Origin of the sequence: Methylobacterium sp. J-077 (assembly GCF_022829365.1) — a bacterium.
In the GTDB taxonomy this organism is placed as follows: domain Bacteria; phylum Pseudomonadota; class Alphaproteobacteria; order Rhizobiales; family Beijerinckiaceae; genus Methylobacterium.
In genome coordinates, this window is record NZ_JAKSYJ010000216.1 from 24,213 (window position 1) to 40,832 (window position 16,620).

A 16,620-nucleotide genomic window follows, 5' to 3' on the forward strand; every position below is an offset into this window, starting at 1 on the left:
GCTCAATCCTGCGGGGAAGCCGGCTCGCCGGTCTCGGCCACGATCAGCGCGTCCGCATCGCCGTGGAAGCTTCCGGTCCCGGAATTCGGCACCGGCACGGCCGGGCTGCCGAAGGGCGCGCTTGGATAGGCTTCCTCGAACTTCGCCCGGGCGGTCGCCGGATCGTCGGCCTTGAGCACGATCTGTTCGGTGCCGGGGAGCGGCCAGCGCGGATCGGCGGCATCGCGGGGGCGCACGGCGTACCAGGGCATCGTTCGGGCGTCTCCGGCGTCGGTGTGGCGTGAACCGGCGGCGGCGCGAACCGGTTCCGAGGTTGAAACCGCGTGCCGTTCGGTGCAGGCAGCCGGCGATGCGCGTGGACCTGTTCGATTTCGAGTTGCCGGAGAGCTGCATCGCCCTGCGCCCGGCCGAGCCGCGCGACGCCGGGCGGCTCCTCGTCGTGCGCCCGGGCGAGGCGCTGGCGGACCGTACCGTCCGCGACCTGCCGGGCGCGCTCCGATCGGGCGATGCCCTGGTCTTTAACGACACGCGGGTGATCCCGGCGCGGCTCAACGGCGTGCGTACCCGCCCCGGCGCGCCGGGCCAGCGCACTGAGGTGATGCTGCATCTGCGCGAGGCGCCCGCGCGCTGGCGCGCCTTCGCCCGGCCGGCCAAGCGGCTAACTGTCGGCGATGCGCTTCAGTTCGGTGAGCTTCGGGCAATCGTCGCCGAGAAGGGGGAGGCTGGCGAGATCGTGCTCGATTTCGACCGGGCCGGGGCCGCGCTCGACGCCCAGATCGCGCTGGAAGGCGCCCTGCCCCTGCCGCCCTACATCGCCGGCAAGCGCCCCACCGACGCCCGCGACGCCACCGACTACCAGACGATCTACGCGCGCCATCCGGGCGCCGTGGCGGCGCCCACCGCGGGGCTGCATTTTTCGGACGGTCTGCTGGCGGCGCTCGACGCGGCCGGCCTGCACCGGCACCACGTGACCCTGCATGTCGGCGCCGGCACCTTCCTGCCGGTCAAGGCGGACGATACCGAGGGCCACCGGATGCACGCCGAGATCGGCATCCTCGACGCCGGCACCGCCGCCGCCCTCAACGCCGTCCGCGCCGCCGGCGGCCGGATCGTCGCGGTGGGCACCACGGCCCTGCGCCTGCTGGAGAGCGCCGCGAGACCCGACGGCACGCTCACGGCCTTCTCGGGGCCGACCGACATCTTCATCACGCCCGGCTACCGGTTCCGCGCAGTCGACGCCCTGGTGACGAACTTCCACCTGCCGCGCTCGACCCTGTTCATGCTGGTCTCGGCCTTCTCGGGCCTCGACACGATGCGGGCGGCCTACGCGCACGCGATCCGGAGCGGTTACCGCTTCTACTCCTACGGCGACGCCAGCCTGCTGTTCCCAGGCCCGCGCGCGGACATGCCATGACCGAGACCGTGCCCTTCGGCTTCACCCTGCACGGGCAGGACGGCACCGCCCGGACCGGCGCAATCGCGACGCCGCGAGGAACCATCCGCACGCCGGCCTTCATGCCGGTGGGGACCGCCGCCACCGTCAAGGCGATGTATCCCGGTCAGGTGCGGGAGCTCGGCGCCGACGTGGTGCTGGGCAACACCTACCACCTGATGCTCCGCCCCGGCCCCGAGCGGATGGCGCGGCTCGGCGGCCTGCACCGGTTCATGAACTGGGACCGGCCGATCCTCACCGATTCCGGGGGGTTCCAGGTGATGTCGCTCTCCGCCCTGCGGAAGATCGACGAGCAGGGCGTGACGTTCCGCTCGCATATCGACGGCACCGCCCACCACATGAGCCCGGAGCGCTCGATCGAGATCCAGGGCCTGCTCGGCTCCGACATCCAGATTCAGCTCGACGAGTGCGTGCGCCTGCCGGCCGAGCACGAGGCGATCGAGAAGGCGATGCACCTGTCCCTGCGCTGGGCCGAGCGCTGCCGGGTGGCGTTCGGCGAGCAGCCGGGCAAGGCGATGTTCGGCATCGTGCAGGGCGGTGACGTCCCGGCGCTCCGCGTCGAGAGCGCCCGCGCGCTGACCGACCTCGACCTGAAGGGCTACGCGGTCGGTGGCCTCGCCGTCGGCGAGCCGCAGGCGGTGATGTTTTCCATGATCGAGACCGTGGAGCCGCACCTGCCGCAGGCCAAGCCGCGCTACCTGATGGGCGTCGGCACGCCGGACGACATCCTGGGGGCGGTCGCCCGAGGTATCGACATGTTCGACTGCGTGATGCCGACCCGGGCCGGCCGTCACGGCCTGGCCTATACGAGGAACGGCCGAGTCAACCTGCGCAACGCCCGCCACGCCGAGGATACGGCGCCCCTGGACGAGACCTCGACCTGCCCGGCGGCACGGGACTATTCCCGGGCCTATCTGCATCACCTCGTCCGGTCGAACGAGATCTTGGGGATGATGCTGCTGACCTGGAACAACCTGGCCTATTATCAGGACCTGATGGCCGGCGCCCGGGCGGCGATCCGTGACCGGCGGTTCGCGGATTACTGCAGCGCCACCCGCGAGGGCTGGGCGCGGGCCGAACGCGCCGCCGGATGAACCGGCGTCACGGGTGCGCGAGAACCCGATAGATTCCGGCCGGGTCGTCGGCGCCAGTGCGGACCGCCGCGTTCAGATCCGCCACGATCCGCGCGGCCACCGGCAGGCGGTAATGCAACGCGTCCCAGTAGTTCGTGTCCTGCGTGGTCACGGGCGACAGCATCCGGAAATCCACTACGACGGCACCGCGTTTCGCGCCGATGTCCGCGACGCGGGCCTTGCAGGCCGTCTCCCGCTGTCCGGCCGGCGATCCGGGGGCACCTTGCGCCGCCGCGTGCACCGGCATGAAGGCAATGAGCTTCAGGGCACCCGCCGGAATTGTTTCGAGGAGCGCGTCGAGCCGTGCCAGCGCCGGCATGGGGGCATCCGCGGGATCGGCGGCTGCCGCCGGATCGCGGGCGCCGGCCCGGATATGGGCCCGGGCGCGCACGGGATCGTACAGCGACTCGGGCGGCGTGAAGATCGCGTAGCCGTCCGGGCGGATCCGCGGCCGGGCCAGGCCGAGGCGCGCCAACGCGGTCTGTGCGGCGATCGTGACCGCGCGCTGGCTGATCTGGCGGAGCACGCCCCAGGGTGCGCCGGTCTCGTAGAGCCAGTCCGGAAAGGCGTTGGCGGTGCGGGCCGGCGGATCGGCGGCGCACCAGGTCGTATCGAGGCCGAACAGGATCGCCTTCACCGGCCGGTGCGCGAGGAAGAGTGTGGCGAGCCGGATCTGTTCGTCCGGTGTCGCGGCGTTCATCGCCAGATTGGCGAAACGCGCAGCGAAGGCGGTATCGAGGGCGGCCGGCTCGAGCAGCCGCGCCGTAGAGGTGCCGAACACGGCGGCATCGAATGCGCCGCCTCTGGCGATCTGCGGATAGGACAGCCGCTGGTTCGTGTCCATGATCGGCCCCGGCGGATGCGAGGGGGCGGCACGCAGACCATAGGGATCGAGAATCGCCACAGTAGCGACGATGGCCAGGCCGAGCGAAGCAGCGCCGATCAGGAATACCCGCGTGAAGCCGGCCCAGGCGGCGGGCTGGGTCTCGACGTCGACAGGATAGGTTGGCGATTTCGTGGCCATGAGCAAGCCGCATACCCGCTTCGGTCTACGCCGACAGGCTACAGAGGTTTGAGGCGTCGACGTTCTTGCAGGCTGCGACGCGCGCCCTTGTGTCCGAAGGGGGCCCTTCGCGATATGTGCCCACGGCATCACCGTGGGTACGACTGAAACATGTGTTGCGCTTAGGCCTGACGCTGCCGATCAGCCTCGCTTGCGCCCGCCCCCGCCCTTGTATTTCGGCTTCTGGCCGCCGAGGCCTTGCGTCGAGCGGGGCTTCGGCCGTTCCTGCCACGGCACCGCATCGGCCGGCATCTCCCGGTCTGTCCCCGGGCCCATATTGTCGAGGTCGGGCTTCGAGATGCGTGTCGAGCCGGCACCTCGGGGCGCCTTGCGGCCGTACTTGCCGGCCTCGCGCTCCACGTCCCCCTGCCGGGCCATGGGATCGTCCGAGACCAGCAGTTCCGTGGCCTGGAGGCGCTTGAGCTCGTCGCGCAGGCGCGCCGCCTCCTCGAAGTCGAGATCCGCGGCGGCCGCGCGCATCCGCTTCTCCAGGTCGGCCAGCACCGCCTTGAGATTGTGGCCGACCGTAATCGCGTCCTTGGCCAAGCCGGTATCGACCTGGACGTGGTCGCGCTCGTAGACGCTGTTGAGGATGTCGCTGATCCCGCGCTTCACGCTCTGGGGCGTGATGCCGTGCTCGGCGTTGTAGGCGAGCTGCTTGGTCCGCCGCCGCTCGGTCTCGGCCATCGCCCGCTCCATCGAGCCGGTGATGGAATCCGCGTACAGGATGCAGCGCGCGTCGGCGTTCCGCGCCGCCCGGCCGATGGTCTGGACCAGGGAGGTCTCGGAGCGGAGAAACCCTTCCTTGTCGGCGTCGAGGATCGCCACCAGGGCGCATTCCGGGATGTCGAGACCTTCCCGGAGGAGGTTGATGCCGATGAGGACATCGAATGCTCCTAGCCGCAGATCGCGGATGATCTCGATCCGCTCCAGGGTGTCGATGTCGGAGTGCATGTAGCGCACCCGCACGCCGTTCTCGTGCAGGTACTCGGTGAGATCCTCGGCCATGCGCTTGGTCAGTGTGGTCACCAGCGTGCGGTAGCCGGCCAGCGCGACCGCCTTGACCTCGCCGAGCAGGTCGTCGACCTGGGCGCGCGCCGGGCGGATCTCGATCACCGGATCGACCAGGCCGGTGGGGCGGATCACCTGCTCGGCGAAGACGCCGCCGGTGCGCTCCATCTCCCACTTGCCGGGCGTCGCGGAGACGTGGACCGTCTGCGGACGCATCGCGTCCCATTCCTCGAAGCGCAGCGGACGGTTGTCGAGGCAGGACGGCAGGCGGAAGCCGTATTCGGCAAGCGTCGCCTTCCGGCGGAAGTCGCCCCGGTACATGCCGCCGATCTGGGGGACGGTGACGTGGCTCTCGTCGGTGAAGACGAGGGCGTTGTCGGGCAGGTACTCGAACAGGGTCGGCGGCGGCTCGCCGGGGCGGCGGCCGGTGAGGTAGCGCGAATAATTCTCGATGCCGTTGCAGGCGCCGGTGGCCTCGATCATCTCGATGTCGAAGGTGCAGCGCTGGTCGATGCGCTGGGCCTCGATCAGCCGGCCCATCTTGGTCAGTTCCTCGATTCGGCCGTTCAGCTCGTTCTTGATGCCCTTGATCGCCTGCTGCAGCGTCGGTCGCGGCGTGACGTAGTGGGAATTCGCGTAGACCTTCACGAATTTCAGTTCGGCGATCTTCTTGCCAGTGAGTGGGTCGAACTCGACGATCGACTCGATCTCGTCGCCGAACATACCGATCCGCCAGCCGCGATCCTCCAGGTGGGCCGGCCACAGCTCGATCGAATCGCCGCGGACCCGGAAGGTGCCGCGGGCGAAATCCGCCTGGATCCGCTTGTACTGGAGGGCCACGAGGTCGGCCACGAGCTGGCGCTGCTCGATCTTCTCGCCCAGCGTCACGGTGAACGACATCGCCGTGTAGGTCTCGACCGAGCCAATGCCGTAGATGCAGGACACCGACGCGACGATGATCACGTCGTCCCGCTCCAGCAGGGCGCGTGTGGCGGAGTGGCGCATCCGGTCGATCTGCTCGTTGATCGACGATTCCTTCTCGATGAACGTGTCCGAGCGCGGGACGTAAGCCTCTGGCTGATAATAATCGTAGTAGGAAACGAAGTACTCAACCGCGTTGTCGGGGAAGAACGACTTGAACTCGCCGTAGAGCTGCGCGGCCAGAGTCTTGTTCGGAGCCAGGATCAGCGCCGGGCGCTGGGTCTGCTCGATGATTTTGGCCATCGTGAAGGTCTTGCCCGAGCCGGTGACCCCGAGCAGGACCTGGTCGCGCTCCAGCGCGCCGATGCCGCCGACCAGTTCGGCGATGGCGGTGGGCTGGTCGCCGGCCGGCTCGAACTCCGATTTCAGCGTGAACCGGAGGCCGCCTTCCGATTTCTGTGGCCGGTCCGGCCGGTGCGGCACCCAGGTCTGGCCGTCCTTGAACAGCGGGTTGCCCTCGATCAGCAGCCGCTCCAGGGCCGTCACGGTGGCCGAGGCGCCGCCGTCGCCGCCCGGATCCGGCAGGTCGGCGCCCTCGGGCACCGGGCCATCTTCCGGGGGCGTCAGCCCCAGGGCCTGAGCGAGGCGCGGATCGACCTCCGCCGCGTCGCCGAGCGCGTAGCCGGCCTGGGGCGCTTCACTGAAACCGTCGCGGGCGATCTCGACCTTGCGGGTGGCGGCCTTGTCGATCGGCTCCTTGGCCGGGCGCCCCCTGGGCTTGCCCGGGCGCGGCTTCTCCGGCTCCGGCGCGATCGGCGGCGGCCGGTTGCGGTTCAGCGCCGGGTTCAGCAATTCGGCCAAATAGGTATCGAGCGGCTTCAATTCGGGCTTCGACGCCTTGGCGGACGAGGCCGAGACGGACGCGGCGCGCGGTTTCTTCGGAGCGGGCATGTTTTTCCGAGAAGGCATGGGGTCAATATGGGCCCCGCATGGGCCGCGAGAAACCCTCCGCGGCGCGGAGTTTTCCGGCCTGCGTGAAAGAGGCTCTCGATGACCGCACCGATCCACCCCGAGACCCGTATCGGGCACGTCCACCTCAAGGTCGCCGACCTGGACCGGGCGCTCGGCTTCTATTGCGGCGTGCTCGGCCTCGGCCTGACCCAGCGCTACGGCGAGCGCGCCGCCTTCGTCGCGGCCGGGGGCTACCACCACCATATCGGGCTCAACACCTGGGAGAGCCTCGGCGGCCGGCCGCCGGCGCCGGGGACAACCGGGCTGTACCACCTCGCCCTGCTCTACCCGACCCGGGCCGCCCTGGCCGATGCCCTGCGCCGGGTCGAGGCGGCCGGCATTCCCTTGGACGGCGCCAGCGACCACGGCGTTAGCGAGGCCCTGTACCTGCGCGATCCGGACGGGAACGGCGTGGAACTGTACCGGGACCGCCCGGAAGCGGAATGGCCCCGCGACCCGGACGGCGCCCTGCGGATGGTCACGGCCCGGCTCGATCTCGATGCGCTCCGTCGGGAAGACCGGTAATTACAACTCTTAGGTAGAATTCACCGTGCATTGGCCTCGCCCAAGCGGGCCGATGCAGAGAAAATTCGGTATCATCATCCGGTGAATTGGCTTGCGGTGACCGGAACCGGTCGGTACTTTGCAGTTCAAAGCATGATGCAGCGCGGGGGCTGAAGCTCATGCAGGACCTGGACAAGGCCCTGGCCGATATCGTCGCGATCCGCTCGCAGATCGCCCGCGAGACGGCCTTCCGCGGCCTGGGCGCCGCCACCGTCGCGGGGACGGGCGGCCTGGCGCTGGCCTGCGCGGTCGCCCAGTCCCTCTGGCTCGGCGATCCGGCCGCCCGGCCGGTCCTGTTCTTCGGCCTCTGGATCGCCGCCGCCCTGGTGGCCTTCGCACTGATCGGTGTCGAGGCGGTCCGGCGCAGCCGCCGGCTCCATTCGGGCCTCGCCGACGCCATGGTCTGGAACGCCATCGAGGTCTTCCTGCCGGCCGCCGGCACCGGGGCGTGCCTCGCCCTGGTCGTCGCCCGCTTCGCCCCCGGCGAGGTCTGGATGCTGCCCGGCCTGTGGCAGGTGCTCGTCGGCCTAGGCCTGTTCGCCTCGGCGCGGATCCTGCCCCGGGCAGTCCAGGGGGTCGGCGCCTGGTACCTGCTCGCTGGCCTCGCCGTGCTGGCGATTGCGGCCGAGAGCCACGCCCTGTCGCCCTGGACGATGGGGCTCCCCTTCCTGGTCGGCCAGAGCTGGCTGGCCGGCATCGTCCATCGCGGCGCCCGGGCCTTCGACGATGACCTCTGACCGCGACGACGGCCGTTTCTCCTACGAGGGGCTGGACCGGATCATTCACGAGCGGGCGCGGCTTAGCGTGCTCACCTCCCTCGTGGCCCATCCCAAGGGCCTGCCGTTCCCCGACCTCAAGCGCCTGTGCGGGCTGACCGACGGCAACCTGAGCCGGCATCTGGCCGTTCTCAGCGAGGCCGACCTGGTCAGCCTCGAGAAGGGTTTTTCCCTCAACCGCACGCAGACGATCTGCCGCATGACGCCGATCGGGCGCCGGCGTTTCATCGGGTATCTCGGCGTGCTCGAGCAGGTGGTGCGCGACGCGGCCGCGGCCGCCGAGCGAAGTCCCGAGGGCGGGGTGCGCGGCCTCGATCCGGCCACGAAACCGGCCTGAGACCGCCGGATCGCGCAGAGATTGTCAACGCAAACCTCATAAACCTCAGCGATACGCCCATGCCGGGAGACTTTACGATGCAAAGCGAAGCGGGGCCGGGGGGGCTGCACGCCGCGATCATCATGGACGGCAACGGGCGCTGGGCGACGCAGCGCGGCCTGCCGCGTCTGGCCGGCCACCATCGCGGCGTCGAGGCGATCCGGCGGACCGCCGAGGCCTGCCCGGATCTCGGCATCGGCACGCTCACGCTCTACGCCTTCTCGGCCGACAACTGGCAGCGGCCGGACGACGAGGTCGGCGGGCTGATGCGGTTGCTGCGCTCCTACCTGCGCAACGAGACTCAGCGCCTCGCCCGCACCGGGACCCGGCTCAGCGTCGTCGGCCGCCGCGACCGCCTGCCCCGGGGCATCCCGGAGGCGATCGGGGCCGCCGAGGCGGCCACCGCCTCCGGCACCCGCCTGCACCTGCGCATCTGCGTCGACTATTCCGCCCGGGACGCGATCATCGCGGCGGCGCAGGCCCTCCAGGGCGGCGACGCCACCCGGGAGAGCTTCGGCGCGCTGGTGGCGGGGCAGATGCACGGCTCGCCGGTGGACGTCGACCTCGTGATCCGCACCGGCGGCGAGCAGCGGCTCTCGGATTTCCTGCTCTGGGAGGCGGCCTATGCCGAGCTCCACTTCACCGACCGGATGTGGCCGGATTTCGGCCCCGACGACCTCGCCGCGGCGGTGGCCGACTTCGCTCGCCGGGACCGGCGCTTCGGCGGCCTGAAGGCTCCGGCGGTCCCGGCGGCGGCCTAATCCGCCTGCCCGCTTGACGGACGGCCCGGCTCAGGCAGAGGCTTTTCGCCATGACCGAGATCCGTAAGTCCGAGACTCTCGCCCGCCGCCGCGTCCTCCTCGTCATCGGCGGCGGCATCGCGGCCTACAAGGCCCTCGACCTGATCCGGCGCCTGCGCGAGCGCGGTGCCAGCGTCTGCCCGGTGCTGACCGCGGGCGCGCAGGAATTCGTGACGCCGCTGGCCGCGGCGGCGCTCGCAGGCGAGCGGGCCCATACTGACCTGTTCGACCGGGCCGAAGAGGCCGGTATCGGCCACATCAAGCTAGCCCGGCAGGCGGATGCCGTGGTGGTGGCGCCGGCCACCGCCAACCTGATGGCCCGCATGGCCGGCGGCCACGCCGCCGACCTCGCCACCACGATCCTGCTGGCCACTAGCCTGCCGATCCTGATCGCCCCGGCCATGAATGTGCAGATGTGGGCGCATCCGGCGACCCGGCGCAACCGCGCGACCCTAGAGAGTGACGGCGTCCGCCTCGTCGGGCCCAATGCCGGCAAGATGGCCGAGGCCGAAACCGGCCCCGGCCGCATGGCCGAGCCTAACGAGATCGCCGACGCCCTCGAGCTGATGCTGGCTGAGGCCGGTGCCGCAGCCCCGGGCCTCGGCTTCCTGTCGGGGCGACCCGGTCCGGGGACGCGTCTGCTTGCCGGACGACGGGTGCTCGTTACCTCCGGGCCGACCCACGAGCCGATCGACCCGGTGCGCTACCTCGCCAACCGCTCCTCCGGCCGCCAGGGCCACGCCATCGCGGCCGCCGCCGCCCAGGCCGGCGCCACCGTGACGCTGGTCTCCGGGCCGGTCTCGATCCCGGATCCCGCCGGCGTCTGCATGGTCCGGGTCGAGACCGCCCGGGAGATGCTCGCGGCTGTCCAGTCGGCCCTGCCGGCCGACATCGCGATCTTCGCGGCCGCCGTGGCCGATTGGCGCCCGGAGACCGAGGCCGGCTCGAAGAAGCTCAAGAAGGACGGCACAGGCCCGGCGCCGCTGCCCCTCGTGGAGAATCCCGACATCCTCGCTGCCGTGTCGCGGGTGGCGGCCGGGCGCCCGCCACTGGTGGTCGGCTTTGCCGCCGAGACCGACACGGTCCTCGACCACGCCCGGGCCAAGATCGCCCGCAAGGGCTGCGACCTGATCGTGGCCAACGACGTCTCGGCCGCGGGCGGCGTGATGGGCGGAACCGACAACACGGTCCACCTGATCCACCGCGACGGCGCGCTGGAGACCTGGCCGCGTCTCGGCAAGGACGAGGTCGCCCGCCGGCTCGTGGCGCATCTGGCCGGCCTGTTGGGCCGCTGAACCGACGTCACGCCGGCACAATGCAACCGGACGGCGTCGATTTCGCCGCGGGTGTGGCCGCGGATCCTCGCTCGGTCCGACAGTTTCCAGTGGTCGTGGAGCCAAGTCCCGATCACGATGGAGCGACCGTTGGCCGATGCGAATTCGGTCTCTGTCCGCTTTGTTGTTGACGAATCGCTCTCAAGTTCTCTGATGTGGATCGGCCGTTATCGTATAGATTCCCATGTTAATATCAAAAACGATTCACAAATTCCGTGATTTAGATAAATTTACGATATTAAATCAAGAAACCTAAATTAAGATTTGCTCATAACGAACACAAGTCGTCGCTGAAAATTTGCATTCTGGCGTTTTTCGCGCCTCTGAAGCCCTCATGCCGAGCAGAAAACTGTCGGCTTGGAGGCGTTATGGATCATGGCACGTCGACTGATCTTTAAATTGATCGCGGCATGGCTAGTCATCGGAGCGAGTCCATTTGTCCAACTGGCGCAGGCACAGCCTTCAGCGCCCGAAGACGCGGAAGAATCAACGATTCTGCCGGATCCGAACGCGCCGCAGCGTTTGCCCCTTGAGCGACCACCGACCCCGGCACCGAGCACGCGTCCCGCTGCCGGCTCGGCTGACTCACAGAACCTGAAGCCGCAATACGGACTGCTCGGAAATCTCGGTGGAGCCCGCGACCTCTTGTGGGATCGCGGCGTCCTGTTCAACATGGATTACGTCTACGAAGCCGCCACAAACGTGGCGGGTGGTGATCGCGGACCCCTGCTGCTCGGTGCCGGCCAGCTCGCGATCCGCGGCCTGTTCGACTTCCAGAAAATGTTCGATTGGGAAGGTGCGTCCGGCGGGATCACGATCAGCCATCGCGAAGGGCGCAGCCTGGCACTGGACGCGCATCTCGACACGCAAACGAGCGTTCAGGAAATCTACGGACGCGGCCGGATCTGGCGATTGAGCCAGTTCTGGTTCGATCAGAAGCTAGGCCCATATGTCGATCTGAAATTCGGTCGTCTTCCGGTGAACGACGATTTCGGCGGCTTCGCCTGCGAATTTCAGCTCAATTCGCTGTGCGGTTCCGTGGTCAGCAAGATCGCTTCAAACTACATCTACACCTTCCCGGTCAGCCAATGGGCAACCCGTCTCCGCATCGGGACGTCGGATAGTGTCTATCTGCAAGTGGGTGCTTATCAGGTCAATCCGGATGATGTGAACGAAGGGTTCAACTTCGGTTTCAGCAACGCCACCGGCGCACTGATCGTCACGGAGGCGGGCTGGTTTCCGAAGATCGGAGGCGACGCTTTTGCGGGAAGCTACAAGATCGGTGGCTGGTATGAAACCGGTGGCGGCAACGACGTCTACTTGAACGACAGGGGTCTTCCGCTGGCGATGTACAAGGGGCAGCCTCTACATCGCGGCGATCGGACCGGCTTCTACTTCACCGGCGTTCAGGAGATTTACCGCCCGGATCCCGCGAACAAGACGCGCAACCTCTCGGCTTTCGTCCGGGCGGCCGCCGCCGATGAAGAGACAGCGACTTATTCGTCGATGGTCACGGCAGGGGTGATCTACAAGGGCTGGTGCGCAGAGCGCCCCAACGACTGGCTCGGGCTCGGCGTCGGTCAGACCACCCCCAATCCCAGGCTGGTCGACGCCATCTCGATGAGCAACCTGCTCGCAGACAAGGCCAGAAAAATCCCGACGCAGGAAAAATATATCGAAGCGTTTTACAGCATCGACGTCGCCGACAACGTTATCATCAGGCCGAACATACAGTACATTACCCGAAACGGTAGTCCGTTGCGGAAGACTGATGCGGTGGTCTTGGGCCTGAAGTCACTGATAAATTTCTGACACTTCGTTGCGAACCGATAGATTCGGATCTCGGGACGACGTTCGATGGGAAGGCCCAACGCGTCGTCGCGGATTGCGGATCCGCGACGACGGTTTTTTTTGCGCACCGCCGCCGGCCAGCACGTCAGACCGGAGCCGACGACACCGGCTGTGCACGCGCCTAGAGCGGGGCTCGTCCGATCGGAAGCTGTGCTGGGCGGCTGCGGGTTGATGGGGCAAGGAGGAGCCCATGCCGACAACCTTGTCCGTTGATCTGCGCCAGCGCGTGGCATCCGCTGTCTCAGCGGGGGCGACCTGCCGGCAGGCCGCCGAGCGCTTCGGCGTGAGCCGGGCCAGCGCCAGCCGCTGGTCGCAGCAGAAGCAGCGGGTGGGGCACGTCGCGCCCAAGCCGCTGGGCGGCGATCAGCGCTCCCGCTACATCGAGGCTCATGCCGAGCTCATCCGGCAGACCTATGAGGCTCGCCCACAGATCCTCCTGCGCGAGTTGCGCGAGGTTCTTCAGGCGCACGAGGTCGCGGTCAGCACCAGCTCTCTGTCGCGCTTCTTCGCCCGGCACCGGATCACGCGTAAAAAAGGGCGCTGCACGCAGCGGAGCAGGAGCGAGAAGACGTAAAAGCGGCACGTGAAGCTTGGTTTGAGAGCCAGCCCGCGCTCGATCCCGAGCGCCTCGTGTTCCTGGACGAGACGGCGGCGACCACCAGCATGGTCCGCCGCTACGGCTGGGCACCACGCGGCGCACGCTGCCGGATCACGGCGCCAGCGGGCCACTGGAAAACCACCACGGTCATTGCCGGGCTGAGGACGAGCGGGCCCGAGGCGGTTGCGCTGCTGGACGGGCCTGTGACGGGCGAGCGTTTCCGCGCCTACGTGGCAGAGACACTGGTCCCGACCCTGAGGCCGGGCGACACGCTCATCCTGGACAACCTCGGCGCTCACAAGGTGACGGGCGTGCGCGAGGCGATCGAGGCAGCCGGAGCCCGGCTCCTGTACCTCCCACCGTACTCGCCTGAGTTCAACCCGATTGAACTTGCCTTCGCGAAGCTCAAAGCGCTCCTGCGCAGCGCGGCGGCCCGCACGGTCAGCGATCTCTGGGAGACGATCCACAAAGCCTTCACGCGCTTCTCGCCCGAGGAGTGCCGCAACTACTTCACGGCTGCCGGCTACGAGGATGATGCTTGTGCTTCAAGCTGATCGGGACCCGCTCTAGTGGCGTCAGGGCGACGAGGCCTCGGCAATCCAAAGACGGTTGCCCGGTGAACGGATTGGGAGCGATCTTCGCCGTCTTTCCGAGAGGTGCGAAGCGAGGCAGCGCGCGCTCTCTGCAGGTGGTGTCCGAATGGCGTGGATCCGTGGGCCGCTTCGCTCGTGATCTCGGCCCAGGACGCGTGGCCGAACGGGTCGACCGGAAGCCGCCTCGAAGCCTGCGATGCCGGATAACCGGAGCCGATGCCGCTTCGCTGGGTCGCCTCTCCGACCGAGCAACAGGTTCTCTGTTCGCGCAGACAATCAATCTTAATTTCGAAAGTAGCTGTAAAAATGACATTACATTACTTTTCAATAAAACAAAGCCGACAAATTTAACTTGCAGTTGTTGAGTATGTTTGAACGTATGTCAATAGTATTGGCAATCCAAAGACATCCTTTAGGCAGATCATCAATTCCGAACGTCATTTTTTGTCGACAAATGCGTTCGTATGGGACATGACCGCGCGAAACTCGGGTATCTGGAGTTGTGCGATGGTCCGCCTGCAGAATATTTCGATTCGCTCGACGATGGGCTCGGTGTTCTTCGTCTTGGGTTTGATCATCTTCGCCTATGCGACGAACGCCCTCATCGATGCGCGTCGGCAGGCGGTTCAATCCGAGGCCGGCATGTCCCTGGTGCGGGCGAGCCGGGCGTTGCTCCAGACCCTGTACGCGACGCGGCTGGAGCGGGGGACCACTCTGCAATTCCTCGCAGCCGACGAGCCCATCAGCGCGGAAACCATGTCCGGGCTCTTCGCGGACCGGCAGCGGGCGGTGGTCGGCATGGCCGAGGCAACGGCGCTGGTCGGCAACCTGGACCTGCCGGCCGTGAAGGTGACGCTCGGTCCGCTGCAGGCGGCACACGCGCGAGTCGAACGCCTCCGACCCCGGGTCGATGCGGCCGTGACGGTGTCCAAAGCCCAGCGCGACGGGACGGTCACGCCTGAGGCGCAGGCGGCCTTCCTCGCTATGCTCGACACCCTCACGGCGACGACGGATGCAGTCGATGCCGCGATCCCACGCTCTGACATGATTCTGGAGCGCGACCTCGCCCTCAAGCGGGCGGCCTGGGCGACACGCATGGCGGTGGGAGCCATCTCTCTGCGGGTCCAGACCTCCCTATCGGCCGGCACGCCCTGGTCTCCGTCCGAGACCGTGGCCGCCGCCGAGGAGCGCGGCCGGCTCGATGCCACGTGGAAAGCCGTCACGGAGAACGCGAACGACCTCTCGCACCAAGTTCGTGCGGCCTTCGAGAAAGCCCGGGCCAACAATTTCGAGGGGGCGCCGCTGGCCCGGCGCTTGGCCGTTTCGACCGCGCTGGCGCAGCACGAGCCGCCGCGGATCACGCTCCAGGAAGCGCGGAAGCTCGACACACCGGAAGGAGCCACCCTGGTCGACCTCGCCTACGCCGCCCTCGACGAGATGATCGCGCGCGCTGGGACCCTGGCTCAGGAGGCGCGCAGCGGCTTGGTGCGCAACGTGGCGGCGCTGCTGGTCTCGACGCTGCTCGTCTCCCTCGGTCTCTTCGCCCTGATCCGCTACGTGCTCCGGCCGATCCGGACCATGACCGGCACCATGCAGGCGCTGGCGGACGGCGATGCGTTGGTCGCGGTGCCCTTGAGCGACTGGGGCAATGAGGTCGGTTCCATTGCGCGGACGGTCCAAGTGTTCAAGGACAATCTGATCCGCACTCGCGCTCTGGAGAGGGAGACCGCCCAGGCGCGGCTCGCCGCCGAGGAACAGCGCAAGGCCGGCATGCGCCAGATGGCCGAGAGCTTCGAGACCGCCATCGGCGGCATCATCGGCCAAGTCTCGGCCTCGGCCACCGAACTCCAGGCCACCGCCCAGACCATGACCGCCACCGCGACCCACACGGCCAGCCAGTCCACCACCGTGGCGGCCGCGGCCGAGCAGGCGGCCTCCAACGTCAACACAGTCGCCGCCGCCGCCGAGGAGTTGGGCACCTCCGTGCAGGAGATCGGCCGGCAGGTCGACGGGTCCGCCAAGCTCGCTCTGGGCGCGGCCGCCGAGGCCGGGCAGACCGCGACCCTGGTGCAGGAGCTGAGCGGCGCGGTCGCCCGGATCGGCGACGTAGTCGGGCTGATCTCGTCGATCGCCGGGCAGACCAACCTGTTGGCGTTGAACGCCACGATCGAGGCGGCGCGCGCCGGCGAGGCCGGGCGCGGCTTCGCTGTGGTCGCCGCCGAGGTGAAGGCGCTGGCCGAGCAGACCGCGAAGGCGACCGAAGAGATCTCGGGCCAGATCGCCCGGATCCAGGCCTCCACCGGCGGGGCGGTGACGGCGATCGACTCGATCACGGCGCGGATCCAGGAGATCAGCGGCGTGGCGACGAGCATCGCGGCGGCGGTCCAACAGCAGGGTGCGGCGACCCAGGAGATCGTGCGCAACGTCGGTCAGGCGGCTCAGGGCACGGGCGAGGTCACCAGCAACATCGCCGGCGTCGCCGATGCCGCAGACGAGACCGGCAAGGCGGCAGCCCGGGTGCTCGGCGCCGCGACGGACCTGTCGCGCCAGTCAAAGACCCTGACCGCCGAGGTTGCGCGGTTCCTCGACACCGTCCGGGCGGCCTGATCGTGCTGCCGGAGAGCGGATTGCCCGCCTCCCTGGCCTGGACCGGCCCGAGTCGATAGAAGGCCCCCCGACGGCCGGCGCGGACGGCGCCGGCTCCAGGGAGTTCCCATGCCTCGCCTGTCCCTCATTGCCGGAGCCGCGTTCATCGCCATGACAGCAGCCGCGAATGCCGAGATCGTCACCCTGCCCTCGGGCCTGAAGTATCAGGACGAGGTCGTGGGCACCGGGCCCGAGCCGAAGGCCGGCCAGCAGGTCACCGTGCAATACACGGGCTGGCTCGATGAGGGCGGCAAGAAGGGCAAGAAGTTCGATTCCTCCCGGGACCGCAACCAGCCCTTCAGCTTCCCGCTCGGCGCCGGCCAGGTGATCCAGGGCTGGGATCTCGGCGTCGCCACCATGAAGATCGGTGGCAAGCGCACCCTGATCATCCCGCCGGAACTCGGCTACGGCGCCCGCGGCGCCGGCGGCGTCATCCCGCCGAACGCCACGCTGATCTTCGACGTCGAACTCCTCGGCGCGAAGTAAGTTT

The 16,620-nt window shown here is 68.3% G+C and carries 14 protein-coding genes; 11 read left to right on the plus strand and 3 right to left on the minus strand.

Annotated features, from left to right (window positions below; all coding sequences use genetic code 11):
- Positions 1-2: 2 nt before the first annotated feature.
- The gene (locus tag MKL11_RS26415; RefSeq protein ID WP_243948750.1) at positions 3-251 is read right to left on the minus strand and encodes a hypothetical protein; all 249 of its coding nucleotides are present in this window, start codon (positions 249-251) and stop codon (positions 3-5) included.
- 98 nt (positions 252-349) lie between these two features.
- On the opposite strand from MKL11_RS26415, the gene queA reads away from it, so the two are divergent.
- Both queA and tgt read left to right on the plus strand, forming a co-directional pair.
- Entirely contained in the window at positions 350-1,414 is a 1,065-nt protein-coding gene (gene queA / locus MKL11_RS26420; protein WP_243948752.1) for a tRNA preQ1(34) S-adenosylmethionine ribosyltransferase-isomerase QueA, read from the plus strand.
- Positions 1,411-2,547 (plus strand): tRNA guanosine(34) transglycosylase Tgt, encoded by a 1,137-nt coding sequence (gene tgt, locus MKL11_RS26425; RefSeq protein WP_243948770.1) that lies wholly within the window; start codon positions 1,411-1,413, stop codon positions 2,545-2,547. The genes queA and tgt overlap by 4 nt, the downstream gene beginning before the upstream one ends.
- Before the next feature lie 7 nt (positions 2,548-2,554).
- Here tgt and MKL11_RS26430 read toward each other — a convergent pair whose 3' ends face one another.
- Both MKL11_RS26430 and uvrB read right to left on the minus strand, forming a co-directional pair.
- Entirely contained in the window at positions 2,555-3,610 is a 1,056-nt protein-coding gene (locus MKL11_RS26430; protein WP_243948773.1) for a hypothetical protein, read from the minus strand.
- 180 nt (positions 3,611-3,790) lie between these two features.
- A complete protein-coding gene (gene uvrB, locus MKL11_RS26440) occupies positions 3,791-6,532 on the minus strand; it encodes an excinuclease ABC subunit UvrB (protein ID WP_279600732.1) in 2,742 nt (913 codons plus the stop codon).
- 99 nt (positions 6,533-6,631) lie between these two features.
- Between uvrB and MKL11_RS26445 the strand changes: the two genes are divergently transcribed.
- From MKL11_RS26445 to MKL11_RS26485, 9 genes are all read left to right on the plus strand, one after another.
- Positions 6,632-7,117, plus strand: a complete 486-nt coding sequence (locus MKL11_RS26445) for a VOC family protein (RefSeq protein ID WP_243948774.1) — start codon at positions 6,632-6,634, stop codon at positions 7,115-7,117.
- Between the two features lie 158 nt (positions 7,118-7,275).
- Positions 7,276-7,893 (plus strand): hypothetical protein, encoded by a 618-nt coding sequence (locus MKL11_RS26450; protein WP_243948775.1) that lies wholly within the window; start codon positions 7,276-7,278, stop codon positions 7,891-7,893.
- Positions 7,883-8,269, plus strand: coding sequence for a transcriptional regulator (locus tag MKL11_RS26455; protein ID WP_243948778.1), 387 nt, complete (start codon positions 7,883-7,885; stop codon positions 8,267-8,269). The genes MKL11_RS26450 and MKL11_RS26455 overlap by 11 nt, the downstream gene beginning before the upstream one ends.
- A gap of 77 nt (positions 8,270-8,346) precedes the next feature.
- Positions 8,347-9,069, plus strand: coding sequence for a di-trans,poly-cis-decaprenylcistransferase (locus MKL11_RS26460; RefSeq protein ID WP_243948780.1), 723 nt, complete (start codon positions 8,347-8,349; stop codon positions 9,067-9,069).
- Between the two features lie 50 nt (positions 9,070-9,119).
- Complete coding sequence (gene coaBC, locus MKL11_RS26465; protein WP_243948782.1) at positions 9,120-10,403, plus strand: bifunctional phosphopantothenoylcysteine decarboxylase/phosphopantothenate--cysteine ligase CoaBC; 1,284 nt, start codon at positions 9,120-9,122, stop codon at positions 10,401-10,403.
- 414 nt (positions 10,404-10,817) lie between these two features.
- Entirely contained in the window at positions 10,818-12,254 is a 1,437-nt protein-coding gene (locus tag MKL11_RS26470; RefSeq protein ID WP_243948784.1) for a carbohydrate porin, read from the plus strand.
- A gap of 229 nt (positions 12,255-12,483) precedes the next feature.
- A protein-coding gene (locus MKL11_RS26475; protein WP_243948786.1) for an IS630 family transposase occupies positions 12,484-13,445 on the plus strand; the annotation gives its coding sequence in 2 pieces (ribosomal slippage) (positions 12,484-12,823 and positions 12,823-13,445; 963 coding nt in all).
- Between the two features lie 546 nt (positions 13,446-13,991).
- Positions 13,992-16,091 (plus strand): methyl-accepting chemotaxis protein, encoded by a 2,100-nt coding sequence (locus tag MKL11_RS26480; RefSeq protein WP_243948788.1) that lies wholly within the window; start codon positions 13,992-13,994, stop codon positions 16,089-16,091.
- A gap of 108 nt (positions 16,092-16,199) precedes the next feature.
- The gene (locus tag MKL11_RS26485; protein ID WP_243948789.1) at positions 16,200-16,616 is read left to right on the plus strand and encodes an FKBP-type peptidyl-prolyl cis-trans isomerase; all 417 of its coding nucleotides are present in this window, start codon (positions 16,200-16,202) and stop codon (positions 16,614-16,616) included.
- Positions 16,617-16,620: the final 4 nt, after the last annotated feature.